At 71.0% G+C, this 26,605-nt stretch carries 25 protein-coding genes and 5 tRNA genes; 9 read left to right on the top strand and 21 right to left on the bottom strand.

Translation table 11 applies throughout. The features are described 5' to 3' along the window. Positions 1-27: 27 nt before the first annotated feature. The 3 genes from coaD to recG all read right to left on the bottom strand — a co-directional run bounded on the left by coaD (position 28) and on the right by recG (position 3,411). Positions 28-507 (bottom strand): pantetheine-phosphate adenylyltransferase, encoded by a 480-nt coding sequence (gene coaD / locus ABZ904_RS12365; protein WP_359397239.1) that lies wholly within the window; start codon positions 505-507, stop codon positions 28-30. Between the two features lie 26 nt (positions 508-533). Beyond that, on the bottom strand, positions 534-1,121 hold the full coding sequence (rsmD, locus tag ABZ904_RS12360; protein WP_359397125.1) for a 16S rRNA (guanine(966)-N(2))-methyltransferase RsmD: 588 nt from the start codon (positions 1,119-1,121) through the stop codon (positions 534-536). A 91-nt stretch (positions 1,122-1,212) separates the two neighbouring features. Then, on the bottom strand, positions 1,213-3,411 hold the full coding sequence (recG, locus tag ABZ904_RS12355; RefSeq protein ID WP_361822825.1) for an ATP-dependent DNA helicase RecG: 2,199 nt from the start codon (positions 3,409-3,411) through the stop codon (positions 1,213-1,215). 167 nt (positions 3,412-3,578) lie between these two features. Between recG and ABZ904_RS12350 the strand changes: the two genes are divergently transcribed. Together ABZ904_RS12350 and ABZ904_RS12345 are read left to right on the top strand one after the other, a co-directional pair. After that, positions 3,579-5,426, top strand: coding sequence for an HSP90 family protein (locus ABZ904_RS12350; protein WP_361822879.1), 1,848 nt, complete (start codon positions 3,579-3,581; stop codon positions 5,424-5,426). Beyond that, the gene (locus ABZ904_RS12345; protein ID WP_361822822.1) at positions 5,423-8,329 is read left to right on the top strand and encodes a tetratricopeptide repeat protein; all 2,907 of its coding nucleotides are present in this window, start codon (positions 5,423-5,425) and stop codon (positions 8,327-8,329) included. The genes ABZ904_RS12350 and ABZ904_RS12345 overlap by 4 nt, the downstream gene beginning before the upstream one ends. An 83-nt stretch (positions 8,330-8,412) precedes the next feature. Here the strand turns inward: ABZ904_RS12345 and ABZ904_RS12340 are convergent, their stop codons facing one another. Further along, the gene (locus ABZ904_RS12340) at positions 8,413-10,089 is read right to left on the bottom strand and encodes a DAK2 domain-containing protein (RefSeq protein ID WP_359397117.1); all 1,677 of its coding nucleotides are present in this window, start codon (positions 10,087-10,089) and stop codon (positions 8,413-8,415) included. Between the two features lie 282 nt (positions 10,090-10,371). On the opposite strand from ABZ904_RS12340, the gene rpmB reads away from it, so the two are divergent. Continuing rightward, positions 10,372-10,557 (top strand): 50S ribosomal protein L28, encoded by a 186-nt coding sequence (rpmB, locus tag ABZ904_RS12335; RefSeq protein WP_003993230.1) that lies wholly within the window; start codon positions 10,372-10,374, stop codon positions 10,555-10,557. A gap of 187 nt (positions 10,558-10,744) precedes the next feature. Here the strand turns inward: rpmB and ABZ904_RS12330 are convergent, their stop codons facing one another. After that, a complete protein-coding gene (locus ABZ904_RS12330; protein WP_359397115.1) occupies positions 10,745-11,710 on the bottom strand; it encodes a thiamine-phosphate kinase in 966 nt (321 codons plus the stop codon). Between the two features lie 206 nt (positions 11,711-11,916). Here ABZ904_RS12330 and ABZ904_RS12325 point away from each other — a divergent pair, with 206 nt between their 5' ends. Further along, positions 11,917-12,150 (top strand): Lrp/AsnC ligand binding domain-containing protein, encoded by a 234-nt coding sequence (locus ABZ904_RS12325; protein WP_017947604.1) that lies wholly within the window; start codon positions 11,917-11,919, stop codon positions 12,148-12,150. A 20-nt stretch (positions 12,151-12,170) separates the two neighbouring features. Then, positions 12,171-12,653, top strand: coding sequence for a DUF3515 domain-containing protein (locus tag ABZ904_RS12320; RefSeq protein WP_359397111.1), 483 nt, complete (start codon positions 12,171-12,173; stop codon positions 12,651-12,653). A gap of 67 nt (positions 12,654-12,720) precedes the next feature. Here the strand turns inward: ABZ904_RS12320 and ABZ904_RS12315 are convergent, their stop codons facing one another. Genes ABZ904_RS12315 through ABZ904_RS12305 form a run of 3 tightly spaced genes read right to left on the bottom strand, consistent with a single transcriptional unit; the run spans position 12,721 to position 15,715 of the window. Next, positions 12,721-13,878 carry a D-alanine--D-alanine ligase family protein gene (locus ABZ904_RS12315; protein WP_359397108.1) on the bottom strand — a complete coding sequence of 386 codons (1,158 nt, stop codon included), beginning with the start codon at positions 13,876-13,878 and terminating at the stop codon, positions 12,721-12,723. Between the two features lie 59 nt (positions 13,879-13,937). Next, positions 13,938-14,948: an NAD(P)H-dependent glycerol-3-phosphate dehydrogenase gene (locus ABZ904_RS12310; RefSeq protein WP_359397105.1), complete on the bottom strand. Its 1,011-nt coding sequence runs from the start codon at positions 14,946-14,948 to the stop codon at positions 13,938-13,940. Then, on the bottom strand, positions 14,945-15,715 hold the full coding sequence (locus ABZ904_RS12305) for a lysophospholipid acyltransferase family protein (RefSeq protein ID WP_359397102.1): 771 nt from the start codon (positions 15,713-15,715) through the stop codon (positions 14,945-14,947). Before ABZ904_RS12305 ends, ABZ904_RS12310 begins: the two co-directional genes overlap by 4 nt. A gap of 233 nt (positions 15,716-15,948) precedes the next feature. On the opposite strand from ABZ904_RS12305, the gene cofC reads away from it, so the two are divergent. Further along, positions 15,949-16,596, top strand: coding sequence for a 2-phospho-L-lactate guanylyltransferase (cofC, locus tag ABZ904_RS12300; protein ID WP_361822817.1), 648 nt, complete (start codon positions 15,949-15,951; stop codon positions 16,594-16,596). A 64-nt stretch (positions 16,597-16,660) separates the two neighbouring features. Further along, on the top strand, positions 16,661-16,864 hold the full coding sequence (locus ABZ904_RS12295; RefSeq protein ID WP_360998371.1) for a hypothetical protein: 204 nt from the start codon (positions 16,661-16,663) through the stop codon (positions 16,862-16,864). A gap of 76 nt (positions 16,865-16,940) precedes the next feature. Here ABZ904_RS12295 and ABZ904_RS12290 read toward each other — a convergent pair whose 3' ends face one another. The 4 genes from ABZ904_RS12290 to leuC form a co-directional block, all read right to left on the bottom strand. Next, complete coding sequence (locus ABZ904_RS12290; protein WP_359397095.1) at positions 16,941-17,576, bottom strand: HU family DNA-binding protein; 636 nt, start codon at positions 17,574-17,576, stop codon at positions 16,941-16,943. 126 nt (positions 17,577-17,702) lie between these two features. After that, positions 17,703-17,933, bottom strand: a complete 231-nt coding sequence (locus tag ABZ904_RS12285) for a hypothetical protein (protein WP_359397093.1) — start codon at positions 17,931-17,933, stop codon at positions 17,703-17,705. A 265-nt stretch (positions 17,934-18,198) separates the two neighbouring features. Then, positions 18,199-18,792 (bottom strand): 3-isopropylmalate dehydratase small subunit, encoded by a 594-nt coding sequence (gene leuD / locus ABZ904_RS12280; RefSeq protein WP_359397091.1) that lies wholly within the window; start codon positions 18,790-18,792, stop codon positions 18,199-18,201. 5 nt (positions 18,793-18,797) lie between these two features. Continuing rightward, positions 18,798-20,222, bottom strand: coding sequence for a 3-isopropylmalate dehydratase large subunit (gene leuC, locus ABZ904_RS12275; protein WP_360998369.1), 1,425 nt, complete (start codon positions 20,220-20,222; stop codon positions 18,798-18,800). Positions 20,223-20,410: 188 nt separating this feature from the next. Between leuC and ndgR the strand changes: the two genes are divergently transcribed. Next, a complete protein-coding gene (gene ndgR, locus ABZ904_RS12270; RefSeq protein WP_359397086.1) occupies positions 20,411-21,127 on the top strand; it encodes an IclR family transcriptional regulator NdgR in 717 nt (238 codons plus the stop codon). Positions 21,128-21,320: 193 nt separating this feature from the next. Here ndgR and ABZ904_RS12265 read toward each other — a convergent pair whose 3' ends face one another. Continuing rightward, positions 21,321-21,854: a DUF4188 domain-containing protein gene (locus ABZ904_RS12265; protein ID WP_359397084.1), complete on the bottom strand. Its 534-nt coding sequence runs from the start codon at positions 21,852-21,854 to the stop codon at positions 21,321-21,323. A gap of 89 nt (positions 21,855-21,943) precedes the next feature. Here ABZ904_RS12265 and ABZ904_RS12260 point away from each other — a divergent pair, with 89 nt between their 5' ends. Then, positions 21,944-22,588, top strand: a complete 645-nt coding sequence (locus ABZ904_RS12260) for a MerR family transcriptional regulator (protein ID WP_361822811.1) — start codon at positions 21,944-21,946, stop codon at positions 22,586-22,588. A 71-nt stretch (positions 22,589-22,659) separates the two neighbouring features. On the opposite strand, the gene ABZ904_RS12255 is transcribed toward ABZ904_RS12260, so the two are convergent. The 8 genes from ABZ904_RS12255 to ABZ904_RS12220 form a co-directional block, all read right to left on the bottom strand. Next, positions 22,660-22,732 (bottom strand) — tRNA-Glu (locus tag ABZ904_RS12255). Positions 22,733-22,760: 28 nt separating this feature from the next. Next, positions 22,761-22,832: transfer RNA gene (locus tag ABZ904_RS12250), tRNA-Gln, on the bottom strand. Positions 22,833-22,852: 20 nt separating this feature from the next. Then, positions 22,853-22,925, bottom strand: a tRNA-Glu gene (locus ABZ904_RS12245). A 62-nt stretch (positions 22,926-22,987) separates the two neighbouring features. Further along, positions 22,988-23,060 (bottom strand) — tRNA-Glu (locus tag ABZ904_RS12240). Positions 23,061-23,099: 39 nt separating this feature from the next. Then, positions 23,100-23,171 (bottom strand) — tRNA-Gln (locus ABZ904_RS12235). Between the two features lie 90 nt (positions 23,172-23,261). Continuing rightward, positions 23,262-24,017 carry an HAD family hydrolase gene (locus ABZ904_RS12230; RefSeq protein WP_359397080.1) on the bottom strand — a complete coding sequence of 252 codons (756 nt, stop codon included), beginning with the start codon at positions 24,015-24,017 and terminating at the stop codon, positions 23,262-23,264. A 120-nt stretch (positions 24,018-24,137) separates the two neighbouring features. After that, positions 24,138-25,613, bottom strand: a complete 1,476-nt coding sequence (gene gltX / locus ABZ904_RS12225) for a glutamate--tRNA ligase (RefSeq protein ID WP_359397078.1) — start codon at positions 25,611-25,613, stop codon at positions 24,138-24,140. Beyond that, positions 25,606-26,382 carry a fumarylacetoacetate hydrolase family protein gene (locus ABZ904_RS12220; RefSeq protein ID WP_359397076.1) on the bottom strand — a complete coding sequence of 259 codons (777 nt, stop codon included), beginning with the start codon at positions 26,380-26,382 and terminating at the stop codon, positions 25,606-25,608. The genes gltX and ABZ904_RS12220 overlap by 8 nt, the downstream gene beginning before the upstream one ends. Between the last annotated feature and the right edge of the window lie 223 nt (positions 26,383-26,605).

Genomic DNA, 26,605 nt, shown 5'->3' with positions numbered 1-26,605 from the left:
ATTCCGAGGAACCCGCCGGGAGATCGCTCAGCCCTGCCCGAGGCGCTTGCCCAGGGCCTCGAGGACCTGCGGGGGCACCAGGTGGGAGACGTCACCGCCCCAGGCCGCGACCTCCTTGACCAGCGAGGAGGACAGGAAGCTGTAGGTGGGGTTGGTGGGGACGAAGAGGGTCTCCACACCGGAGAGGCCGTTGTTCATCTGGGCCATCTGCAGCTCGTAGTCGAAGTCGCTGACGGCACGCAGCCCCTTGACGATGGCGGGGATGTCGCGCTGCTTGCAGAAGTCCACGAGCAGGCCGTGGTGGGACTCCACGACGACGTTCTCGAACTCGGCCGTCACCTCGCGGATCAGCTCGATCCGCTCGTCGACGTCGAAGAGGCCCTTCTTGGACTGGTTCACCATCACCGCGACATAGACCTCGTCGTACAGCTTCGACGCGCGGGCAATGATGTCGAGGTGTCCGTTGGTGATCGGGTCGAACGACCCGGGGCAGACGGCGCGGCGCACTTGTGATCCCTCGCTCTCCGGTCCGGTCATCGTGCGTCTTCGCACGTAGAGGCGGCGCGACCGTACCAAAACGTCCCCTCGCCGTAACGACGGGACCGGATCGCGTCGAAGCCCTGTGGCCACCGAAATTCTCCGCCTCTGGTGCTGCGCTCCACGGTGACGAGGGCTTCGGCCGTGAGCCAGCCCCCGGTGCGGAGTGTGAGCAGAATCTCGCGAAGATCGTCGTCCGAGACGGCGTACGGCGGGTCCAGGAACACGATGTCGTACGACTGTTCAGGCGCCGGTGTCCTGATGATCTGTTCCGCTTTACCTGCCCTCACCTCGGCTCCGGGGAGGCCGAGTGTCCTGACGTTCTCGCGGACGATGCGCACGGCCCGGGCGTCGGCCTCGACGAGGAGGGTGTGACCGGCCCCCCGGGACAGCGCCTCGAGGCCCACGGCGCCCGATCCGGCGTACAGGTCGAGGACGCGCTCGCCGTGCAGCGGGCCGCCGAGAAGCGCCTGCCAGGTGGAGAAGAGGCCCTCGCGCGCCCGGTCGGACGTGGGTCGGGTGCCGTTCCCGGGCGGGACGGCCAGACGGCGTCCGCCGGCCCGGCCGGCGATCACGCGAGTCATCTTCGGGTCCTTGTCGGTATGCGGGGGTGCCCGGTTCCACGGGGCGGGTGTGCCCCTCCAGTTTCGCAGGCCGCGCGCCGTGGGCGCTCGGTCACCCCTTGTCGAGGTACTGCTCCCGCTCCTCGTCCAGCAGGGCCTCCAGGGCCGTGCGCAGACCGGGCAGCCGGTCGAGGTCCGGGTCGGCGGCGACCACCGCGGCGGCCTCCTCACGGGCCTCGGCGATGATCTCCTCGTCCTCGATGACCGCGAGCATGCGCAGCGAGGACCGGGCCCCGGACTGGGCCTGGCCGAGGACGTCGCCCTCGCGCCGCTGTTCGAGGTCGATGCGCGAGAGTTCGAAGCCGTCGAGGGTGGACGCCACGGCGCTCAGCCGCTGACGTGCCGCGCTCGCCTCGGGCATCTCGGTGACCAGCAGGCAGAGCCCGGGCGCCGAGCCGCGGCCGACGCGGCCACGCAACTGGTGGAGCTGCGAGACCCCGAAGCGGTCGGCGTCCATGATCACCATCGCGGTGGCGTTCGGGACGTTGACGCCGACCTCGATGACCGTCGTCGCGACCAGCACGTCCGTCTCACCGGCGGCGAACCGCCGCATCACCGCGTCCTTGTCGTCGGGCGGCATCCGCCCGTGCAGCACCTCGACCTTCAGGCCCTGGAGCGGCCCTTCGGCCAGTCGCCCGGCGATGTCGAGCACGGCGAGCGGCGGCCGCTTCTCGGCCTCGTCCTCAGGGGACTTCTTCTTCGGGGCGTCTTCCTCGTCCCCGATCCGGGGGCAGACGACGTAGCCCTGATGACCGCCGGCGACCTCCTCGCGCACCCGCTCCCAGGCGCGCGCCAGGAAGTGCGGCTTGTCGGCCGCCGGCACCACATGGCTGGCGATCGGGGAGCGCCCGGCCGGGAGCTGGTCCAGGACGGAGGTCTCCAGATCGCCGAAGACGGTCATGGCGACGGTCCTGGGAATCGGCGTCGCGGTCATCACGAGGAGATGCGGCGGCTGCTTGCCCTTGCCGCGCAGCGCGTCCCGCTGCTCCACCCCGAACCGGTGCTGTTCGTCCACCACGACCAGACCGAGGTCGTGGAACTGCACCTTGTCCTCGATCAGCGCATGGGTGCCGATCACGATCCCGGCTTCCCCGGTGACGAGATCGAGCAGCGCCTGCCGGCGCGCGGCGGCCCCCATGGACCCGGTCAGCAGCACCACCTTGGTGCCCTGCTCGGCGCCCCCCAGCATGCCGCCCTCGGCCAGCTCCCCCATCATCTCGACGACGGAGCGATGGTGCTGCTGGGCGAGCACCTCGGTGGGCGCGAGCATGGCGGCCTGACCGCCCGCGTCCACGACGGCGAGCATGGCGCGCAGCGCGACCAGGGTCTTTCCGGAACCGACCTCTCCCTGGAGCAGCCGGTGCATCGGGTGTTCCGTGGCCAGATCACCGAAGATCTCCTTGGAGACCTTCCGCTGGCCCTCGGTGAGGGTGAAGGGGAGCTTGGCGTCGAAGGCCGCCAGCAGGCCGTCGGGGGCGGGGACGCGGGCCACCGCCGGGAGTTGGGCGTCCGCGTGCCGGCGGCGGGCCAGGGCGACCTGGAGGACGAAGGCCTCGTCCCACTTCAGCCGGGAGCGTGCGTCGGCGATGTCCGCCTTGGTGTGCGGGCGGTGGATCTTCAGCAGGGCTTCGGGCAGGGAGACCAGACTCCTGCCGTCGCGCAGGGAGTCCGGCAGCGGGTCGACGGCCTCCTGGGCGCTGGGCAGCACCGTCTGCACCGCCTTGGCGATCTTCCAGGACTCCAGCTTGGCCGTGGCCGGGTACATCGGGATCAGGGCGCCCGCCCAGCTGTCGACCGTCTCCGACACGTCGTCGCCGCGCAGCAACTCGTACGCGGGATGTGCCAGTTGCAGCCTGCGGTTGAAGACCGAGACCTTGCCCGCGAACAGTGCGCGGGTGCCGGGCAGGAGCTCCTTGTGGGGCTTGTGCACGCCGTTGCCGAAGAAGACCAGTTGGAGGCGGCCGCTGCCGTCGGTGATCGTGACCTCCAGGCGCTGGCCCTTGCCGCGCGGGGCCTTGGCCGAGGCGAAGGTGTGCAGCCGGGCGTCGGCGACCTGGGCGACCACCGTGACGTGCTCGTCCATGGGGAGGTCGGCGAGATGGGTGAGCTGACCGCGCTCCTCGTATCTGCGCGGGTAGTGGTGGAGCAGGTCTCCGACGGTGTGCAGGCCGAGGTGCTCGGCCATCACCTTCGCGGTGGCGGGGCCGAGCACCTTCTTCAGCGGGTCTTCCAGTGCGGGCACGAGATCCATTGCACACCACCGGACTGACAATGCCGTATACGTCTCGCAAATCCGCTGGTCAGCGGGGTGGCTCCCGTCCTAGGATGGCGCGCCCCGGCTCGTTCCGCGGTCACCGCCCCACCGGGACCGCCCGACCCCCGCGCCGTCGACCTGCCCCCACCCACGGCGCCGTGACGATGGACTCCCAGACCTCACAGTCATCCCAGGCACCTCAGTCACCTCAACCACCTCATACGTTCCAGGTCGACCTGCGCGGTCTGGTGGACCTGCTCTCCCATCACCTCTACTCGAGCCCCAAGGTCTATCTGCGCGAGCTGCTGCAGAACGCGGTCGACGCGATCACGACCCGCCGGTCCGAGCAGCCGGACGCACCGGCCCGGGTCCGGCTGTACGCCGACGGCGGCAGCCTGCGCGTCGAGGACTCCGGCATCGGGCTCACCGAGTCGGACGTGCACGACCTCCTCGCCACCATCGGGCGCAGCTCCAAGCGGGCCGAGGGGCTCCAGGAGGCGCGGTCCGGCTTCCTGGGCCAGTTCGGCATCGGGTTGCTCGCCTGTTTCGTGGTCGCCGAGCGCATCCGGGTGGTGAGCCGCAGCGCCCGTACGCCGGACGCGCCGCCCGTGGAGTGGACGGCCACCGACGACGGGTCCTATGTCGTGCGGACGTTGCCGCCGGATGCCCGGCCCGAACCCGGCACCACCGTGCACCTGGTCGCCCGTCCCGGCGCCGCCGAGTGGCTCTCCGCGGACCGGGTGCGGCTCCTGGCACGGGACTTCGGGTCGCTGCTGCCGTACGACGTCCGGGTCGGCGACGAGGCGATCACGGATCTGCCAGCGCCCTGGGACCGCGCGTACCCCTCACCCACCACCCGCAGGGTGGCCCTGGCGCGCCACTGCCACGACCTGTTCGGGTTCACCCCGCTGGACTCGATCGACCTCGACGTCCCGCTGGCCGGGATCCGGGGCGTGGCCTATGTGCTGCCGACCGCGGTCAGCCCCGCGCAGCGGGCAAGCCACCGCGTGCACCTGAAGGGCATGCTGCTCACCGAGCGGGCCGAACAGCTGCTGCCGGACTGGGCGTTCTTCGTGCGCTGTGTGCTCGACACGGACAGTCTGCGGCCCACGGCCTCACGCGAGTCCCTCTACGAGGACGAGACCCTCGCGGCCGTGCGGGAGGCCCTCGGGGAGCGCATCCGGTCCTGGCTGACGGGCCTGGCGGCCGGCGACCCCGAGCGCCTGGCGGCCTTCCTGTCCGTGCACTACCTGGGCGTGAAGTCGCTGGCGCGGCACGACAAGGAGATGCTGCGCACGATGCTGCCGTGGCTCCCCTTCGAGACCACGGACGGACGGCTGTCCCTGGAGGAGTTCGCACAGCGGCATCCCGTCGTGCACTTCACCCGGACCGTGGAGGAGTACCGGCAGGTCGCGCCGATCGCGTCCGCACAGGGCGTCGGCGTGGTCAACGGCGGCTACACCTACGACGCCGAGCTGGTGGAGGCACTGCCGTCGGTGCGCCCGGGGACGGTGGTCGCCGAGCTGGACGCGGAGACCGTGACCGCGCATCTGGACGCGGTGGACCCGGCCGAGGAGCTGGCCCTGTCGGCGTTCCTCTCCGCCGCGCGCGCCACCCTCGACCCGCTGGGCTGCGACGTGGTCCTGCGTGCGTTCCACCCGCTCTCCGTGCCCGCCCTGCACCTGGACGACCGGGCCGCGCGCCACGAGCAGGCGCGCGCCGAGGCGGAGGAACAGGCCGGCGACCTGTGGGCGGGGATCCTCGGGTCGCTGCGGGGCAGCGCGCCCCGCGCGCGTCTGGTCCTCAACCACCTCAACCCGCTGATCCGCAGGATCAGCTCGGTGGACGACCCGGAGCTGATCGGCACCGCCACCGAGTCCCTCTACGGCCAGGCCCTGCTGATGGCCCAGCGCCCGCTGCGGCCCGCCGACTCCGCACTCCTCAACCGCGCGTTCATCGGCCTCCTCGAATGGGCCACCCACACCAACTCACCCAAGGACGGATCCCGATGAGCGAGGTCATGGATTTCGACTCGCTGCGCCGGGCGATGGCGGACAACCACGAGCAGCCGGAGGGTCCGGCGCGCAACGCGCGTGCGGAGCAGCTGCTGGTGGAGGCGGAGAAGCTCGACATCCCGCTGGCCGTGATCGAGGCGCTCGGCCACCAGCTGAAGGTCTACAACTACAGCTCCGAGAAGGACAAGATGTTCGTCCCCTTCGCGCGTCTGCTGCGCATGTGGGACGAACGCCCCGAGGACTTCGACGCGTACGAGACCCACTCGCTGTACTGGGTCTTCAAGTGGATGTCGGCGGGCATGCTGGGCCAGCCGCACATCCCGCTCGCCTCCATGGAGAAGTGGCTCGGCGAGATGGAGCACCGCTACCGGCTGGCCGGCCACTCCGAACGAGCCGTGCGCAGCGCCGAGTTCAGCGTCGCCGCGCACACCGGGGACCTGGAGCGGGCCGAGCGGGCGTACGCGGCATGGCTGGCCGCCGACCGCGACGAGATGGCCGACTGCCACGCGTGCGAGCTGCACGACCAGGGGTGGTGGCAGGCACGCAAGGGCGAGGACGAGCGTGCGCTGGAGCTGTGGCGGCCGGTCCTCGAGGGCGAGTACGTGTGCGCGCACGAGCCGCACGCCGTGCTCGCCTCCTCCTTGCTGTCGCTGGTGCGTCTGGGCCGCCTGGACGAGGCGCGGGCGCACCATCTGCGCGGCTTCCGGCTGGTACGGGCCATGGAGAGCATGCGCGGTTCGTACGCGGACCACGTGGAGTTCTGCGCGCTGACCGGGAACGAGGCGCGCGGTCTGGAACTGCTGGCCGAGCGGCCCGCCTACTTCACGGACTCCGGGGAGCCGCGCAGCAAACTGGACTTCCTGGCCGTGGTGACGCTGCTGATGGACCGGCTGGTCGAGCGGGGATTCGGCGACCAGGCGGTACCGGGACCGGCGGGCCGGGAGTTCACCGCACGGGAACTCGCCGCCCACGCGCGCGGGGAGGCGCTGGCGCTCGCCGCACGCTTCGACACGCGCAACGGCACCTCGTACGTCAGCGAGCGCACCCGGGAGCGGATGGACCGGCGCCCGCTGGTGGACCGGCTGCCGCTGGGCGTGCGCACGACCCGGCCGGCACCCGTGGCGGCTGCGCCGCCGGCCGCCCCGGCCCGGACGGAGCAGGAGTTTCCGGATCTGCTGGCCGAGGCCCGGCGGCTGTCGGAGCGCCTGCACCCGGACGCCGTGGAGGCGTGGGCGGCGGTGGCGCTCGCCGCGGAGGGCCTGGAACTGGACGCAAGAGACCGCGCGGACCTCGTCGACCACGAGGCGCTGGGCCGGGGTCCGGAGGGTGCCGAGTCCTTCGAGCGGGCTGCCGGTCTGTACGCCGAGGCGGGCGACCCCGGTGAGGCGCTGGCGGCACGGGCGCGCGGGGCGTACGTACGCGCCCTGACCGGTCACGCGGACGAGGCGCTGGAGACCGTCACCGGGCTGTGCGAACAGGCTCTCGCCCTCTTCGAGGAGGGTGGCACGGGTGTACGGCAGACGGCGTCCGTGCTGGTCGGACGGGCGCGCATCCTGATGCACCGACTGCACGAGGGTGAGGGCTCCCCCGAGGCTGCGGAAGAGGCCGTACGGGAGCTGCTGGCGTTCGCCGGGCCGCACACCTCTCAGGTGCGTCTCGCGTACCGGGCCGCAGAGGCGAAGGCCATGCTCGGGGAGCTCGCGACGCACGCCGGGGACGGCGGGGCCGCGGTGGAGCTGCTGGCGCAGGCGGCCGAGGAGTACATAGCGGCGGACCTGCCGTGGTTCGCGGTCGAGCACGAGGTGCGGCTCTCCCAGACAGCCCGGCAGCTCGGCGACGCGGAGACGGCTCAGCGGGCCGCGCGCGACGCGCTGGAGCACGGCCGGGAGCTTCTCGAGCCGGTCGTCCAGGCGCAGCTGCACCTTCAGCTGGCGGATGCGCTGGGAGCCTCGGGTCAGTTCACCGAGGCCGCCGAGCACGCCCTGGAGGCGGCGCACTGGGCGGACGAGGCGGACGAGGCGGACGAGGCCGCGACGCTGGGCGCGTGGGCGAGGCACCAGCTGGGCGGGTTCCTGCTGCGCCAGGGCCGCTGCGCCGAGGCGGCCGAGGTGCTGGAGTCCGCGCTGCCCGATCTGACCGCCGAGACGCACGGTGACGGGGCGATCGTGCAGACGCTGTGGTGGCTCGGCGACTGCCACACCGAACTCGGCGAGCACCGCGCCGCGGCGGAACGGTGGCTGCGGGCAGCGGAGATCGCCCGGCACTGGCCGGAGCAGCGGGACCACGCGATGCTGGCCCATCTGGCCGCCGAGGCGCTCGGACACGCCGAACTGCCCGCGGAGGCGGACCGGGCGTACGCCCGTGCCGCCGACCTGTGGCGCGAGCTGGGCAACACGCACGGGCTGGTGCGCGCGCTGCGCGCCCGCGCGTGGCTGGCGGCCGGCGGCGACGCCGGCCTGGAGGCGGCCCGGGAGCTGATGGCACAGGCGGCACAGGAGTGCGGGTCCGCCGCGGCGGACGCCGAGGACGCCGCGGCGCGGGCCGGGCTGACCATGGAACTCGGCCACTCGCACCGTCAGTTCGGCGAACTGATCGCCCGGTCGGCCGACGACGAGGACGAGGCGATGCGCACTGCCTTCGAGGAGGCGCTGACGCACCTCACGGAGGCGATCGAGACGTTCACGTCCCTCGGCGCGGACGCCCTCGACGTCCGCACCGGCGCGGAGTTGACGGCGGCCCGCCTGGAGGCCGACCTCGGCCGCCAGGACGCGGCAGCGGCACGCGCGCGTGCGGTGCTGTCGGCGTACGAGGAAGCGGACGGCGCGTCCGAGGCTGCCGGAACGCGGCGGGCCGAGGCGGAACGGCTGCTGGAGCTGCTTCAGGCACCCCGGGAACGGTGAGGAGCGCGCCGGGTGCCCGCGACTTCGACGGGCACCCGGCGGCTCACGCCACGGTGTCCCTCACCACCGGCACGCAGGCCCCGTCACTCCACGCCGATCAGCAGCAGTGCCCCCTGGCGCCCGCCCCGGTAGACCACCGTGTCGACCGCGAGGTACGACTCCCGCACCCGCGACTCCAGACGCTCCGAGATCGACTCCGGGACCTCGTCGCCCAGAACCAGGGTGACCAGTTCCCCGCCCGCCGCGAGCATCCGGTCCAGGACCGACTCGGCCGTCGCCGTGACGTCCGAGCCGATGACCGCGACGTCTCCGTCGATCAGGCCGAGGACGTCGCCGGCCTGGCAGATCCCGGCCGTCGTCCAGGACTGCAGTTCCGCGACCACGACTTCGGCGTACCGTGTCGCCCCCGCCGCCGACGTCATCGCCACGACGTCCTCGTCGAACCGCCGTTCCGGTTCGTGCACGGCCAGCGCGGCGATGCCCTGGACCGCGGACCGGGTCGGGATCAGCGCCACACGTACGCCTTCGGTGCGCGCCTGCTCGGCCGCGGCGGCCGCGGTGTGGCGCAGGTCCGCGTCGTTCGGAAGAAGCACCACCTCGCGCGCGTGCGCCCGGCGCACCGCCTCCACCAGTTCACCGCTCGCGGGCGGTTCCCCGGCCCGGGCGAGCACGGTGGTCGCCCCGGCCTCCTGGTACAGCCCGGCCAGGCCCTCCCCCGGCACGACCGCCACCACCGCGCGCTGCACCCGCTCACGCGGCGGCCGTCCGGCGCCCCCGGTGTGCACGTCGCCCTCGGCGAAGTGCGTGATCCGGATCCGGTACGGGCGTCCGGCCTCGACCCCCGCCTCCACGGCGGCTCCCGCGTCGTCGGCGTGCACATGGACGTTCCACAACCCGTCCCCGCCGACCACGACGAGGGAGTTCCCGAGGGCGTCGAGCCGGCGCCTCAGCCGCGCCACGGCCGCGTCCTCGGCCTCCAGGAGATAGATCACCTCGTACGCGGGGCCGCCTCCGTCGGCCGGGACGTCCGGGCACTCCCCGGGAACGAGGGGCGTGACGCCGCCGACGCGCGCGTGGACGATCCGGCCGGTGCTGTCCGGCAGCCGCGGCGCCTCGCCGGTGAACGTCTCCACCAGGGCCGCGAGCACCGCCACCAAGCCCCGGCCGCCGGCGTCGACCACACCGGCGCGCTCCAGGACCGCCAGCTGCCCGGGCGTCGCCGCCAGCGCCGCCCGCGCCCCCTCGTACGCCGCCCGTGCGACGCCCGCGCAGTCGCCCTCGGTTCCGGTCACCGCGTCCGCGGCGGCCGAGGCGACGGTCAGGACGGTGCCCTCCACCGGGTGGGCGACGGCCTGACGGGCGGAGTCGGCCGCCCGTCGGAGCGCGAGCCGCAGTCCCTGCGCATCGGTGTGAGCAGTCTCACCGTCGGCGAGCACCTGTGCCATGCCCCGGAGCAGCTGGGCCAGGATCGTCCCGGAGTTGCCGCGGGCCCCGATGAGCGCTCCGTGCGCCATGGCCCGGACGGCGTCGGCGAGCGTCGGGCGCTGCGTGCCGCCCGCCTCGTATCCGGCGAAGACCGCCTCGACGGCGGCGGCGGCCGATTCCACGGTGAGATAGAGGTTCGTGCCGGTGTCCCCGTCGGCCACTGGATAGACGTTGATCGCGTCGATCTCCTCGCGCGTCCGCCCCAGCTCCTGGAGCGCGAGCCCGCACCAGGTGCGCACCGCGAGAGCATCCAATGGCTGCGGCACCTGCGCCACCTGCGCCTCCTTGAGCTGCTGGACGTGGGACGCAGCGTAGACCCAGAGTGGTCGGGGTCCGGAAGAGGGCTGTGCGGATCCCGGGCTCCGGGCCCCTGGGCGAGCGCCTCCGGGCCGCGGCAGCCGTGGTAGTTTCGCTCTACGGGAGCAGGCGTTGTATGCTGCTCCGGTTGCCCGATCCCGATCGGGCCTTCCCCCTGGCAGCGCCACTCAGATCCTATGATCTTGATCCCGGCATGCCGGGATCAACCGTAAGTGCATCTGAAGTCTTTGGAGTGACCCGTGGCTGCCAACTGCGACGTCTGCGGCAAGGGGCCGGGCTTCGGCAACAACATCTCGCACTCGCACCGCCGTACGTCCCGTCGCTGGAACCCGAACATCCAGCGTGTGCGTACCGTGGTGGGCGGGACGCCGAAGCGCGTGAACGCTTGCACCTCGTGCATCAAGGCCGGCAAGGTCTCGCGCTGACGCCAGTTAAGCGCGCGGCCACAGCTGGTTCGCTGCACAGAGCCGGTCCACGAATGTGGACCGGCTTTTTGCTGTGCCCGCACGCCCACGGGAGCGCCTGAGCGGCGAGTCGCGCCCGGGAACGGTGCCGTGACGGGCGGACGGACGCCGAAGCGGCCGTCGTCGGCGTCTGCGTCCGCCCCTCGCCCTACGACTCGATGCCCCCGAAGTGGTCCCAGCCGCCCTTGCTGGTCCACGGCGCACCGTCGACCGTCACCTGGGGCAGCGCCGACGGGTTGAGGACCTCGCCGATCACCTTCCAGCGCGCCGGCAGCTTCACGTCCGGCGGGAAGGTCGCGACGAGCGCGTGGTCCTCGCCGCCTGTGAGCACCCACTGGATCGGGTCGACGCCCAGGGCCTGCCCGATGTCGTTCATCTGGGACGGGATGTCGATGGTCCCGGAGCGGATGTCGATCCGTACCTTGCTCGCCTCCGCGATGTGCCCGAGGTCGGCGATCAGCCCGTCGCTGACGTCGCACATCGCGGTGGCGCCGAGTCCGGCGGCGGCCGGGCCCGCGTGGTACGGAGGCTCGGGGCGCCGGTGCGCCTCGACGAACGCGCGCGGCGAGCGGAAGCCGCGGGAGAGCACCGCGTAGCCGGCCGCGGACCAGCCGAGCCAGCCGGTGACGGCGACGACGTCACCGGGCTGGGCGCCGCCCCGGGTGACCGGCTCGTGGTTGCGCAGATCGCCGAGCGCGGTGATCGAGATCATGATCGTGTCGCCGCGGACGACGTCACCGCCGACCACCGCCGCTCCCGCCACCTGACACTCGTCGCGCAGGCCGTCCATCAGCTCGGTGGGCCAGGTGACGGGCAGTTCGGCGGGGACGACGAGGCCGAGCAGCAGCGCGGTCGGCACGGCGCCCATCGCGGCGATGTCCGCGAGGTTCTGCGCGGCCGCCTTGCGGCCGACGTCATAGGCCGTCGACCAGTCGCGGCGGAAGTGCCGCCCCTCCAGGAGGATGTCGGTGCTCGCCACCACCCTGCGGTCGGGCGCGGAGACCACCGCTGCGTCGTCGCCGGGGCCGATCCGGACCGCCGGGGTGGTGGTGAGCCGGGAGGTGAGCTCCCTGATGAGCCCGAACTCGCCCAGCTCGCCCACGGTGCCCTTCATCGTCGTTCGTCCCCTTCTGTTCCCTGCTGCGCCCGGTCGCGAGCCCTCGTGGTCCTCGATACCGTCGAGTCGACCGTCAACTTGTGTCGCCGGAGTTCCCCGGCGCTCACGCCACAGCCTCCGCGGGTCTCCCCGCGGCGAGCGGCGACGCGATACCGTGGCGTCCCTTCTCCCCACATGATCCTCGTGGCCGCCCTGGAGGTTCCGTGGTACAGGCGTACATCCTGATCCAGACGGAGGTCGGCAAAGCGTCGACCGTCGCCGATACGATCAGCAAGATCCCTGGGGTCATCCAGGCCGAGGACGTGACGGGTCCCTACGACGTCATCGTGCGCGCCCAGGCGGACACCGTCGACGAACTCGGCCGGATGGTGGTCGCGAAGGTCCAACAAGTGGACGGCATCACCCGCACCCTGACCTGCCCGGTCGTGCACCTCTAGCCCCCGTCTACGCTTGGCCGGTGGATTTCTTCCGTCACCGGCGACTCGGTCTGCCCGCCCTCGCCCTGCTGATCGCCACGGCGGGCTGTTCCTCAAGCGACGACAGCCCCTCGGCCGCGGTTCCCAGCCCGGACGCGAAGGTCACGAAGCTGTGCCAGAACCTGGACCAGGCGCTGCCGCGGAAGGTGGACGGCCTCGAGCGGAACGATCCCGAGCCCCGGTCCGCGCTGACGGCGGGCTGGGGAAGCCCGGCGATCATACTGCGCTGCGGTGTCGAGAGGCCCGCCGAGATGAACGATCCGGAGGCGGACGGGCTGGAGGCGAACGGCGTCGGCTGGCTGCTGCACAAGCGCGACGACGGCTCGTTCCTCTTCACCACGACGCTGCGCCAGGCGTATGTCGAGGTGAGCCTCCCCAAGGACCGGACCGGCGACGGTGTCGGGCCGCTCGCCGATCTGGCCCCAGCCGTCACAAAGGCGATCCCCAAGGGGATCGCCTCGTGAACTCGGTGCCGGACGCCCGGGCGTGTCCGGTCCTTCCCGCCGGGCGGCGTGAAGGGCCGGACGCCCTCTAGCGCAGTCCGGTGGAACGGCGCAGGGCCGCCTGGATCAGACGGTCCACCAGCTCGCCGTAGCTGATCCCGCTCGCCTGCCACATCTGCGGGTACATGGAGATCGGGGTGAAGCCGGGCAGCGTGTTGATCTCGTTGATCACGAACTCCCCGTCCTCGGCGAGGAAGAAGTCCGCGCGCACCAGGCCCTCGCAGGAGGCGGCCTCGAACGCGTCCACGGCGAGCCGCTGGACCTCGGCGGTCTGCTCGTCGGTCAGCGGCGCGGGCACGATGCCGGGCGTCGAGTCGATGTACTTGGCCTCGAAGTCGTAGTAGGCGTGCGCGTCCGGCGGCGGGATCTCGGCCGGCACCGAGGCGCGCGGGCCGTCCTCGAACTCCAGGACACCGCACTCGATCTCGCGGCCGCGCACCGCGGCCTCCACCAGGATCTTCGGGTCGTGCCGCTGGGCCTCGGCGATCGCCTCGTCAAGACCCGCGAGGTCCTCGACCTTGGTGATGCCGATCGACGAACCGGCGCGGGCGGGCTTCACGAACAGCGGCCAGCCGTGCTCGCCCGCGAAGTCGATGATCTTCTTGCGGGCGGCGGCCTCGTCGCGCTCCCACTCGCGCGGCCGGATCACCACGTACGGGCCGACCTTGAGCCCGAACGAGGTGAACACCCGCTTCATGTACTCCTTGTCCTGGCCGACGGCGGAGGCGAGCACGCCCGCGCCCACGTACGGGACACCGGAGAGCTCCAGCAGGCCCTGAAGGGTGCCGTCCTCGCCGTAGGGGCCGTGCAGCACCGGGAAGACCACGTCGACCTCGCCGAGCGCCTTGGGCACCGAACCGGGCTCGCTGTAGACGACTTCGCGGTTCGCGGGGTCGACGGGCAGCACGACGCCGCCCTCGTGGGACTCCGCGAGCTCCTCGACGCTCGGCGTACGGCGGTCGGTGATCGCCATCCGCTCGGGTTCGTCGGCGGTGAGCGCCCAACGGCCGTCCCGGGTGATGCCGATCGGCAGCACGTCGTACTTCGTCCGGTCGATGGCGCGCAGCACGGCACCGGCGGTGACCACGGAGATCCCGTGTTCGGAGCTGCGGCCGCCGAAGACAACGGCAACGCGCGGTTTGCGGGACGGCTGCTCAGGGCTCTGGGGGAGGTTCTCGGTGCTCATATCGCGATGAGACTACCTGCCCGTAGGGCCCTGAGACAGCGTCCGCCCGGCGCGTTCGCTCAGCGTCGCTCGGGCTTCGCGCTGCGCGACATCAGCTCCTTGAGCGCCACCACAGGCGGCTTGCCCTCGTGGACGATGCCGACGACCGTCTCGGTGATCGGCATGTCGACGCCGTGCCGGCGGGCCAGATCCAGCACCGACTGACAGGACTTGACGCCCTCGGCGGTCTGGCTGGTGACCGCGATGGTCTCCTCGAGCGTCATGCCCTTGCCCAGGTTGGTGCCGAAGGTGTGGTTGCGGGACAGCGGCGAGGAGCAGGTGGCCACCAGGTCGCCCAGGCCGGCGAGCCCGGAGAAGGTCAGCGGGTCGGCGCCCATGACGAGTCCGAGCCGGGTGGTCTCGGCGAGCCCGCGCGTGATGAGCGAGCCCTTGGCGTTGTCGCCGAGCCCCATGCCGTCCGCGATGCCGACGGCCAGCCCGATGACGTTCTTGACCGCACCGCCGAGTTCGCAGCCGACGACGTCGGTGTTCGTGTACGGCCGGAAGTACGGGGTGTGGCAGACGGCCTGGAGCCGCTGCGCGACGGCCTCGTCGGAGCAGGCGACCACGGCGGCGGCCGGCATGCGGGCGGCGATCTCCCGGGCCAGGTTGGGGCCGGTGACGACCGCGACGCGTTCCGGTACGACCTTGGCGACGTCCTCGACGACCTCGCTCATCCGCATGGCGGAGCCGAGTTCGACGCCCTTCATCAGGGAGACGAGGACGGTGCCGCGCGCGAGCAGCGGCGACCATTCGGCGAGGTTTCCGCGCAGCGTCTGCGACGGGACCGCGAGTATCGTGAAATCGGCGTCGCGCGCGGCCTCGGCGGGGTCCGTGGTGGCCCGCAGGTTCTCGGGGAGTTCGACGCCCGGCAGGTAGTCCGGGTTCGTACGGGTGGAGTTGACCGCCTCGACCAGTTCGGCGCGGCGTGCCCACAGGGTGACGTCGCACCCCGCGTCGGCGAGCACCATGCCGAAGGCGGTTCCCCACGATCCCGTTCCGAACACGGCCGCCTTGACCGGCTTGCTCACTGGCCCTGCCCCTCCTTCTGCCGCGCCTCGTCCTGTTCGGCACTCCGACGGCGCTGCTCGATGCGCACGTCGCGCGGGTCGTACGGCTTCTCGGGCGCCTTCTCGCCGCGGATCTCCTCCAGCTGGCGGGTGATGGCGGCCATGATGACCTCCGTCGCCTCCTTCAGCAGCTCGGGGGACATGTCCTTGTCGTAGAAGCGCGCGAGGTCCACGGGCGGACCGGCGAGGACGTGGTGGGTCTTGCGCGGCAGGACCTGGGGCTTCTTGGCGTACGGCGGCAGGAGCTCGTTCGCGCCCCACTGGGCGATGGGGATCACGGGGCACTTGGTCTGGAGCGCGACGCGGGCGGCACCGGTCTTGCCGGTCATCGGCCACTGGTCCGGATCGCGGGTGATGGTGCCCTCGGGGTAGAAGGCGACGCACTCGCCCCGCTCGACGGCGTCGATCGCGGCCCGGAAGGCGCTGAGGGCGTCCGTGCTCTCGCGGTAGACGGGGATCTGTCCGGTGCCGCGCATCACGGCGCCGACGAATCCCTTCTTGAAAAGACCGCTCTTCGCCAGGAAACGAGGAACGCGCCCGGTGTTGTACTGAAAGTGTCCGTAGGCGAACGGATCCACATGTGAATTGTGGTTCACCACTGTGATAAATCCACCGTCGGCCGGAATGTTCTCCATTCCGCGCCAGTCCCGCTTGAGCAGAACCAACAGCGGCGGTTTGCCGAGGACCGCTGCGAAGCGGTACCAGAAGCCGATTCTGCGGCGGGGCACGCGGACACCTTCCTCTAGGGACCGGGCGAAGGCCCGGGGCTGGGGCTGTGGGCCGCACAAGTGTCGCCCCGGGCCGCCCGTCTGTCGAGAACACGGTACGCCCGCCTGTCACCCACCACGGCGCATGGATGTGGCTTCGCACATCTTCCCGATGTGCCGCCGCCCGAATCGGCGTCGCCCGTCACCGGTCGGACGGGGTGAGAATGGACCGACAAAACAGGGACGGAGCGCTCGTGCAGTGGACTGTGGTCGTACCCCTGAAGGCCTTGGCGCGGGCCAAGAGCAGGCTCTCGGACACCGCCGGGGACGGACTTCGTCCGGGGCTCGCGCTCGCGTTCGCGCAGGACACGGTGGCCGCGGCGCTCTCCAGTGCCGCGGTGCTCGATGTGGCGGTCGTCACTGACGATCCGCTGGCCGGGCGGGAACTGGCCGCCCTCGGCGCCCGCATCGTCCGGGACGAGCCGGCGGGCGGTCTGAACCCCGCGCTCGCCCACGCGGCGGCCGTCGTACAGGAGCTGCGCCCCGGCGGCTCCGTGGCGGCCCTCAACGCCGATCTCCCCGCCCTGCGCACCGTGGAATTGACCCGGGTACTCGATGCCGCCGCCGAATTCCCCCGCGCATTTCTGCCCGACGCCGCCGGAATCGGTACGACGCTGTTGAGCGCGGCCCCGGGCCTGGAATTGCTGCCCGCATTCGGCACGGATTCCCGTGTACGGCACCGGGCCTCGGGCGCGGTGGAACTGGCGCTCAAGTCGGTGGATTCGGTGCGCCAGGACGTGGACACCGGCGACGATCTGCGCGCGGCGCTGGCGCTCGGCGTCGGACCGCGCACGGCAGCGGCGGCGGCACGGCTGCTGATTCCCGGGCAGCACGGCGCGTGATGCGGCAGGGCCCGCCGCGGACGCGGCCGGGGTGGGCCCGCCGGGCGGTCGATAGGCTGCGGTCATGCAGGCGACGGCGTACACCTACGACCCCGAGACGCACACCGGTCAGGTGCTGCTCGACGACGGCACTCCCGTCCCCTTCGACGCACGGGCCTTCGAGGCGGGCGGGCTCAGGCTGCTGCGCCCGGGACAGCGGGTGCGGATCGAGACCGAGGGCGAGGGCGAGGCCCGGCACGTCACGCTGGTGACCCTGTACACGTTCTGAGCACAGTCCTGGGCGGACCGCGGGCCGGGCTCCCCAGGGGAGTCCGGCCCGTCGCGTGAGTGTCCGTGCGGCCCGTTCAGCTGCGGGCCGTGGTCTTCTTGGCGGTGGTCTTGCGTCCCGTCGCCTTCTTGGCCGGGGCTTTCTTCGCCGGGGCCTTCTTCGCAGCAGCCTTCTTGGCAGTGGTCTTCTTCGCAGTGGTCTTCTTGGCGGCCGCGCTGGTCTTCTTCGCGGTCGTCTTCTTGGCAGCCGTCTTCTTCGCGGCGGCAGTCGTCTTCTTGGCAGGGGCCTTCTTGGCGACGGCCTTCTTCGTGGGCGCCGCCTTCTTGGCAGCGGTCTTCTTGGCAGCGGCCTTCTTGACCGTGGCGGCGGCACCGCCGGCCTGGAGGCTGCCCTTGGGCGCCTTCTTGACCGCGACCTCACCACCGCGCGGCAGCTTCTTGGTGCCGCTGACCAGGTCCTTGAAGCCCTGACCCGCGCGGAAGCGCGGCACAGAGGTCTTCCTGACCCGAACCCGCTCACCCGTCTGGGGATTGCGGGCGTAACGGGCCGGCCGCTCAACCTTCTCGAACGAACCGAAGCCGGTGACGGAGACCCGGTCGCCTCCGACAACCGCGCGGACGATGGCGTCCAGGACCGCGTCGACAGCGTCGGCGGCCTGCTGGCGGCCGCCCATCTTGTCGGCAATCGCTTCTACGAGCTGCGCCTTGTTCACGTCTTCCCCTTCGGAGACATCGCCAGAACGAAAGTGTTCAAGCTTTTTCGCACGTTAGGCAGATATATACCGCAAATCAAACACGAAACGGGCTAATCACCCTCGTGCCGCAACAGACTCGGCGTCTCAGAGTTCCTCTTCGGGGATTCGCTCCTCGTCGAGGTCGGTCATGAACCGCTCGAGACGCCTGGTCGCTTCGGCGGGATCGTGCTTGGCCGCGGCCGTAATGACCAGCAGTTTCCGGGTCAGCGCCATGCGTACGCCCTCCGGGACTTGCAGTGCGCGCACCCTGGCGTGCGCTTCCTTGAGTTGGGTGGCGACCGCCGTATAGAGCTCGAGTTGGCCGTCGTCGTCCATGCACAGATTGTGCCATCTGGGGCGAGTTGTCGCCCGCGCTGGGGGCAACTGTCGGCTCCGCCAGTCTTTTCGAGCGCCCTGGCGCGGCACCGCTCCGTGGTTCGCGTACCCCGGCAATCACCCTTGTAACCAGGGAAGTTGCCGCTGGGCGAGGCGGCGCGCCGGGCCTGTTCGGGGGCAGACACAGCTGTACCCCCAACCGTCCACGATTGGGGGTACAGAGTGGTGTTGCGGTGGCCGAAACCAGCCCTTGCGGGGCCGGGCGTCAGGCCTGGAGCGTCCGCGGCTTGTACGAGGGGCGCCGGGCCTCGTAGGCGGCGATGCCTGCCTCGTCCTGGAGCGTGATGGAGATGTCGTCCAGGCCGTTCAGCAGCCGCCAGCGGGAGTTCTCGTCCAGCTCGAAGGGGGCGGTGATGCCCTCGGCCCGCACCTCACGCGCCTCAAGGTCCACAGTGACCTCAGCCGTCGGGTCCTTCTCCGTGAGCTCCCACAGGGCGTCCACGATCTTCTGCTCCAGGACCACCGTGAGCAGGCCGTTCTTGAGCGAGTTGCCACGGAAGATGTCGGCGTAGCGGGAGGAGATCACGGCCTTGAAGCCGTAGTTCTGCAGGGCCCAGACGGCGTGCTCGCGGGAGGAGCCGGTGCCGAAGTCGGGGCCCGCGACCAGCACCGTGGCGCCCTGGCGCTCCGGTCGGTTGAGCACGAACTCCGGGTCCTTGCGCCAGGCCTCGAACAGCCCGTCCTCGAACCCGTCCCGGGTCACCTTCTTGAGCCAGTGGGCGGGGATGATCTGGTCGGTGTCGACATTGCTGCGGCGCAGCGGGACGGCCCGGCCGGTGTGGGTGGTGAAGGCTTCCATGGTTCTCAGACTCCAGCGGGCACGGGGACGTCGGACAGGTCGGCCGGGGAGGCCAGGTGGCCGAGGACCGCGGTGGCGGCGGCGACCTGCGGCGATACCAGATGGGTACGGCCGCCCTTGCCCTGCCTGCCCTCGAAGTTGCGGTTGGAGGTGGACGCGGAGCGCTCGCCCGGGGCCAGCTGGTCCGGGTTCATGCCGAGGCACATCGAACAGCCGGCGTGCCGCCATTCGGCGCCGGCCTCCTTGAAGACCACGTCCAGGCCCTCGGACACGGCCTGCAGACCCACCCGCGCGGAGCCCGGGACGACCAGCATCCGTACGCCGTCGGCGACTTTGCGGTCCTTGAGGATGGAGGCCGCGGCGCGCAGGTCCTCGATGCGGCCGTTGGTGCAGGAGCCTACGAAGACGGTGTCCACGTCGATGGAGCTCAGCGGCTGTCCGGCCGTCAACCCCATGTACTCCAGGGCCTTTTCCGCGGCCAGGCGCTCCGAAGCGTCCTCGTACGAAGCAGGGTCGGGGACGGACGCCGAAAGCGGCGCGCCCTGGCCCGGGTTGGTGCCCCAGGTGACGAACGGCGAGAGGGCGGCGGCGTCGATGCGGACCTCGGCGTCGAATTCCGCGTCGTCGTCGGACCGCAGGGTCTTCCAGTACTCCACCGCGGCGTCCCAGTCGGCGCCCTCGGGGGCGTGCGGACGGCCCTTGAGGTACGCGAAGGTCGTCTCGTCCGGGGCGATCATGCCCGCACGGGCGCCGGCCTCGATGGACATGTTGCAGATGGTCATCCGGGCCTCCATCGAGAGCTTCTCGATGGCGGAGCCGCGGTACTCCAGGATGTAGCCCTGGCCGCCGCCGGTACCGATCTTCGCGATGATCGCCAGGATCAGGTCCTTTGCGGTGACCCCCTCGGGCAGCTCGCCGTCGACCGTGATGGCCATGGTCTTCGGACGGGCCATCGGCAGCGTCTGGGTCGCCAGCACGTGCTCGACCTGGGAGGTGCCGATACCGAACGCGAGCGCGCCGAAGGCACCGTGCGTGGAGGTGTGCGAGTCGCCGCAGACCACGGTCGTGCCGGGCTGGGTCAGGCCCAGCTGCGGGCCGACGACGTGTACGACGCCCTGCTCGACGTCTCCCAGCGGGTGCAGGCGCACACCGAACTCGGCGCAGTTCTTGCGCAGCGTCTCCAGCTGGGCGCGGGAGACCGGGTCCGCGATGGGCTTGTCGATGTCGAGGGTGGGGGTGTTGTGGTCCTCGGTCGCGATGGTGAGGTCGAGCCTGCGTACCTGGCGGCCGCTCTTGCGCAGGCCGTCGAAGGCCTGCGGGCTGGTCACCTCGTGCAGCAGGTGCAGATCGATGTAGAGGAGGTCGGGCTCGCCCTCGGCGCGCCGGACGACATGGTCGTCCCAGACCTTCTCCGCGAGTGTCCTACCCATCGCTTTCCCTTCGGCCGGCGTGGTGGGCCGACCCAACTAGAGATCTTGGGGTGGCGGCGCCCGAGCCTCTGGTTCGCGGGCGTGTGCCTCCGGGCCCGTCGGTCCGCGGGCCGCCGTGCCTTCCAGGGTGGCGCCTTCCACGGAAAATTGAACTTGCGTTTCACAGAGTGAGACGCGAGTATCGTTGCATGGACAACAGTAGCGGCGTCGGCGTTCTGGACAAGGCGGCCCTCGTCCTGAGCGCTCTGGAGTCCGGTCCGGCCACCCTCGCGGGCCTGGTCGGCGCCACCGGACTGGCACGACCCACGGCCCACCGCCTGGCCGTGGCACTGGAGCACCACCGCATGGTCGCGCGTGACATGCAGGGCCGTTTCATTCTCGGTCCCCGGCTGGCCGAGCTGGCCGCGGCGGCGGGTGAGGACCGGCTGCTGGCGACGGCGGGGCCGGTGCTGACCCACCTGCGCGACATCACGGGCGAGAGCGCCCAGCTCTACCGCCGCCAGGGAGACATGCGTATCTGCGTCGCCGCCGCGGAACGTCTGTCCGGCCTTCGGGACACCGTCCCGGTCGGCTCCACCCTCACCATGAAGGCGGGTTCGTCCGCGCAGATCCTGCTCGCCTGGGAGGAGCCGGAGCGCCTGCACCGGGGCCTGCAGGGCGCCCGCTTCACGGCGACGGCCCTGTCGGGCGTACGGCGCCGCGGCTGGGCCCAGTCCATCGGAGAGCGCGAGCCGGGCGTGGCGTCCGTGTCCGCTCCCGTACGCGGCCCCTCGAACCGCGTGGTGGCCGCCGTGTCCGTCTCCGGCCCCATCGAGCGCCTGACGCGCCACCCGGGCCGTATGCACGCCCAGTCCGTCATCGACGCGGCCGCCCGCCTCTCCGAGGCCCTGCGCCGCTCCGGCTGAGCGATCGCCACGTCACCGGCAGTGGGCCGGCCTCAACGCCGCGGCAGGCCCACTTCCGGGACGAGTCACACAAGGGGGCGCGGCTCGCGCGCACCACGGACGCGATCAGCTGCGCACGTACACACATGATCCACACCCGCCGCCCGGCAGGCCGGCGCGGCGAGAGAGATCAAGACCGGTCGCGGGCCGGGCACTACGCCGAAGACGACGGTGCCCGGCCGGGCTTCGTCCCGGACCGGTACGCGAAGCGGTCCACCGCCCGGCGTCCCCGCCGTTCCAACGGCACCTGCCCGTGCGCGGCCGCGAGGCCGAACGCCGGCATGTCCGCGTAGATCGACTCGTACGAGCCCTCCGGCACCACATAGGTCTCGTGCCAGATCCCGACGTGGCCTTGGACCTTCCCCGCCTTCTCCTTGCGGTTGATCATCGCCCAAGCCCGGTGGTGGAACATGTCGGACGCCGAGGCGTAGGCGTAGAGCTTCTCCTTGGACTCCCAGTACTGGACGACGTAGTAGGTCCGCGGGGAGGCCGTCAGCAGGACATGGCCGAGCAGCCCCCGGGCGGGATCCTTCCCCAGCTCGCGCAGCATGCGCGGCATCGCGAGGAACGCGGGCAGCCAGTGGTGCACCGCCCAGAAGTGGTTGATCCTCATGCCGATCAGCAGGACGACGACGTCCCCTTCGGCCGCCGCGGTGGTGCGGCCCGCGGCCATGGCCTTCCCGAACATGACGCCCTCCTCGGCCCAACATTGGCTAGCGCCACTATCCGAGTACCTCGTGCTTGGATAGTGGCGCCACCCGAGGAGAGGCGCAAGGGATGCGGCTGTCGGAGTTGAGCGAGCGCAGCGGTGTGTCCACCGCGACGATCAAGTACTACCTGCGTGAAGGGCTGTTGGCACCGGGCCGCCAGGTCAACACGACGACGGCCGAATACGACGAGAGCCATCTGCGCCGACTGCGACTGGTACGCGCGCTGATCCAGGTGGGCGGGGTGCCGGTGGCAACCGCCAAGGAGGTCCTCTCGCACGTCGGCGACGAATCGCTCGGCCGTACGATCCGGCTGGGCGCGGCCCTGTGGGCACTGCCGCAGGGGCCGGAGCCGGACGAGGAGGACCCCGCGGTGGCGGCCGCCCGCCGGGAGGTCGACACATTGCTGCGCGGGCTCGGCTGGGAGACCGCGCGCGAACTCGCGCCCCTGTCGCCCGTGCACCGCTCGCTGGTGGTGGCGGTGGCCACGCTGATCCGGCTCGGTTATCGCTGGGACGCCGAACTCATGGCGCCGTACGCGGAGTTGATGCGGCAGGTCGCACAGCGCGACCTCGACTTCATGGAGACGCACACCTCGGAAGAGGAGAAGGTCGAGACGGCGGTCGCGGCGGCCGTGCTCTTCGAGCCGGTGCTGCGTGCGCTGCACCGACTGGCGCAGGAGGAGGAGTCGGCGCGGCGCTACGGTCTGGAGTGAGGCGCCCGGCGCCCGAGAGGCACCGGGAAATGCCGCAGGGCCCCCACCGAAGTGAGGGCCCTGCGGCAACGTACCCCCGACCGGATTCGAACCGGCGCTACCGCCTTGAGAGGGCGGCGTGCTAGGCCGCTACACAACGGGGGCGAGGATCTTGCGTTTCCGCAGATCCGAGCTGGTCTACCTGGACTCGAACCAAGACTAACTGAACCAGAATCAGTCGTGCTGCCAATTACACCATAGACCAATGTGGTTTAGACCAATTCGTACCCCCGACCGGATTCGAACCGGCGCTACCGCCTTGAGAGGGCGGCGTGCTAGGCCGCTACACAACGGGGGCCCTGGCGATCCTGCATCGAAACCAGCGGGTGCGACCCAGCTGTCCTCGACGGGAAGGATCTGTACCCCCGACCGGATTCGAACCGGCGCTACTGCCTTGAGAGGGCAGCGTGCTAGGCCGCTACACAACGGGGGCTCGCGGATGAGATCCGCGGGTGCAGATGAGCTCTGCGAGCTGGCCTACCTGGACTCGAACCAAGACTAACTGAACCAGAATCAGTCGTGCTGCCAATTACACCATAGGCCACTGGAACGCAAGCCCCGAATGGGGTTTTGTTCTAGCTTGCGCCCTCGGTTCCGGCCTTTCGGCCCGCTCCCCGGCGGCGCAGGAAGAACATTACCCGAAGGTGGACGGCGCTCCAAAACGGGTATCCGCGCCGAGGACCGCGGGGAGTTCGGCGAGGGAGGCGATCCGGTGCGGGCCGGCGGCCCCTTCCGCCTGCGGCGGGGTACGCCCGTCCGGGACGGCGCTCACCGCGCTGCGATCGATCCACACGGACATGAGCCCGGCCTCGGCCGCGCCGCGGCCGTCGATCTCCGGGTGGTCCCCGACGTACGCCACATGGTGCGGAGCGAGGCCCAGGGCGTCGCAGGCCGCGCGGAAGGCACGGGCGTCCGGTTTGGACACGCCCAGCTCGGCGGCGCACAGAACGGACTCGAAGCGGTCGCGGACCCCGAGCGTGCGCAGCTTGCGCTCCTGCACGTGCAGGCTCGAGTTGGACAGCACCGCGTGCCGGTGACTCGCGGCGAGGGCGTCCAGGACGGGCAGGACGTCCGGAAAGAGAGCCCACGCGGCCTCGTAGTGACCCAGATAGCGCGCGAACCAGGCGTCGGCCGCCGCGTCGGTCAGTTCCTCGCCCACGAAGACCCGGACCCGGTCCCTGCGCTGGTTCTCGAAGGAGGTCTCCCCCGCCGCGAACCGCGCCCACTGATCGTCGGTGATCTTCCGCCACCGTACGAGCGCGTCCTCCACGGTCCCGAACCCGCCGAGCAGCCCCTCGGTGGCCAGATGCCCCCGCATGCCGACGCGATCGGCCGTCGTGTAGTCGAAGAGAGTGTCGTCGACGTCCCAGACGACGGCGCTGATGCTCATGCTCCGACGGTATCCCGGGGCCGGCGGCCTTGTCCGTCCCTTTCAACCGGCCCGGCGGACCACCGCGAAAACGCAGAAGGGGCGCACCCGTTCGGGTGCCGCCCCTCACGTACGAAAGTGTCAGGCGGCCAGTCTGGCCAGCGCCGCGTCGATGCGCCCCAGCGTCTTCTCCTTGCCCAGGACCTCCAGGGACTCGAAGAGCGGCAGGCCCACCGTGCGGCCGGTGACCGCGACGCGGACCGGGGCCTGTGCCTTGCCGAGCTTGAGGCCGTGGACCTCACCGGCGGCCAGGACGGCCTCCTTCAGCGACTCCGCGGAGGTCCAGTCGGCGCTCTCCAGCTTCTCGCGGGCCGTGCTCAGCAGGGCGTCGCTGCCCTCCTTCATCGCCTTCGCCCAGGACGCCTCGTCGGACACCGGCTGCGCCAGGAACAGGAAGTCGACGTTCTCCGTGATCTCGGACAGCACCTTGAGCCGGGTCTGCGCGTGCGGCGCGATCGCGTGCCACTTCGCCTCATCGAAGTCCTCCGGCGCCCAGGGCGCGAACGGGGCCTTCAGCCACGGCCGGCAGCGCTCCGTGAAGTCCTTCACATCCAGCAGGCGGATGTGGTCGGCGTTGATCGACTCGGCCTTCTTCAGGTCGAAGCGGGCCGGGTTGGGGTTCACGTCCGAGATGTCGAAGGCGGCGACCATCTCCTCGACCGAGAAGATGTCGCGGTCCGGCGCGAGCGACCAACCCAGCAGGGAGAGGTAGTTGAGCAGGCCCTCCGGCAGGAAGCCGCGCTCGCGGTAGAGGTTCAGCGACGACTCCGGGTCGCGCTTGGAGAGCTTCTTGTTGCCCTCGCCCATCACATAGGGAAGGTGACCGAAATCGGGCACGGCCTTCGCGACGCCCAGCTCGATCAGCGCCTTGTAGAGCGCGATCTGGCGGGGGGTGGAGGAGAGCAGGTCCTCGCCGCGCAGCACGTGGGTGACGTCCATCAGCGCGTCGTCGACCGGGTTCACGAGCGTGTAGAGGGGCATCCCGTTCGCCCGCACGATGCCGTAGTCGGGCACGTTCTCCGGCGTGAACGTCAGCTCGCCGCGGACCAGGTCCCTGAAGGTGATCGTCTCGTCGGGCATCCGGAAGCGGACGATGGGGGTGCGGCCCTCAGCCTCGTACGCCGCCACCTGCTCGGCGGACAGGTCGCGGCAGTGCCCGTCGTACCCGGACGGCTTGCCGGCGGCGCGGGCGGCGTCGCGGCGGGCGTCCAGCTCCTCCGTCGTGCAGTAGCAGCGGTAGGCGTATCCGCCGTCCAGGAGCTTGTGCGCGACGTCCTTGTAGATGTCCATCCGCTCCGACTGGCGGTACGGCGCGTGGGGGCCGCCGATCTCCGGGCCCTCGTCCCAGTCGAAGCCCAGCCAGCGCAGCGAGTCCAGGAGCTGGACGTACGACTCCTCGGAGTCGCGGGCAGCGTCCGTGTCCTCGATGCGGAAGACGAACGTGCCGCCGGTGTGGCGGGCGAACGCCCAGTTGAACAGGGCGGTGCGGACCAGGCCCACATGGGGGTTGCCGGTCGGGGACGGACAGAAACGTACGCGGACGTTCGCGTTAGCCACGCTTGATCACCTTGTTGGTGAGAGTGCCGATGCCTTCGATGGTGACGGCGACCTCGTCGCCGACACTGAGGGGGCCGACCCCCGCGGGGGTGCCCGTGAGGATCACGTCGCCGGGGAGCAGCGTCATGGCCTCGGTGATGTTCACGATCAGATCCTCGATCGAGTGGATCATCTCGCTGGTACGGCCGAGCTGGCGTTGCTGCCCGTTGACCGTGAGCTGGATGGTCAGATCGCTGGGATCGAGGTCGGTCTCCACCCAGGGGCCCAGCGGGCAGGAGGTGTCGAAACCCTTGGCCCGCGCCCACTGCTTCTCGCGCCGCTGGACGTCGCGGGCGGTGACGTCGTTGGCGCAGGTGTAACCGAGGATCACGTCCTTCACGCGCTCACGGGGGACCTCGCGGCACAGACGGCCGATCACCACGGCCAGCTCGGCCTCGTGGTGCAGCTCCTGGGAGAAGGGCGGGTAGGCGATCTCGTCGCCGGGGCCGATCACGGAGGTGGACGGCTTGAAGAAGGCGAACGGAGCGTCGGGGACCTCGTTCCCCAGTTCGCGCGCGTGCTCCGCGTAGTTGCGGCCGAAGGCCACGACCTTGTTGGGGAGCACCGGCGGCAGCAACCTGACCTTGCTCAGCGGCACCTTGGTGCCGGAGAGCTCGAAGTCCGCGAACGGGATGCCCTTGATGATGTCGAGGACGAGTTCGTCCGGCTTGTCGCCCTCGACCGCGCCGAAGGCGACATTCCCGTCAATGGAGAATCTGGCGATGCGCACGGGATCCTTGCGCCCCTAACTGAGCCGGCTGGAGTCTGACGCTCCAGGCTAACGCGGCAAGGGGCGGGGACCTCGCCCATTACGGCGGACCGCCGGGCACCGCCGACCGCTCGCCCGCGGTCGCCGGAGTCGTGCGATCGATCACCCACCGGTCGCAGGAGCCGCCGTGCGATCGGTCACCCCGCCATCGCCCGGGCCGCGTGATCGCTCGCGTCACGGTGCG

It is taken from the genome of Streptomyces sp. NPDC046900 (assembly GCF_040644975.1).
Classification (GTDB): domain Bacteria; phylum Actinomycetota; class Actinomycetes; order Streptomycetales; family Streptomycetaceae; genus Streptomyces.
Note: the sequence above shows the minus strand (reverse complement) of the source record. Positions and strands in the feature narration are given on the sequence as shown.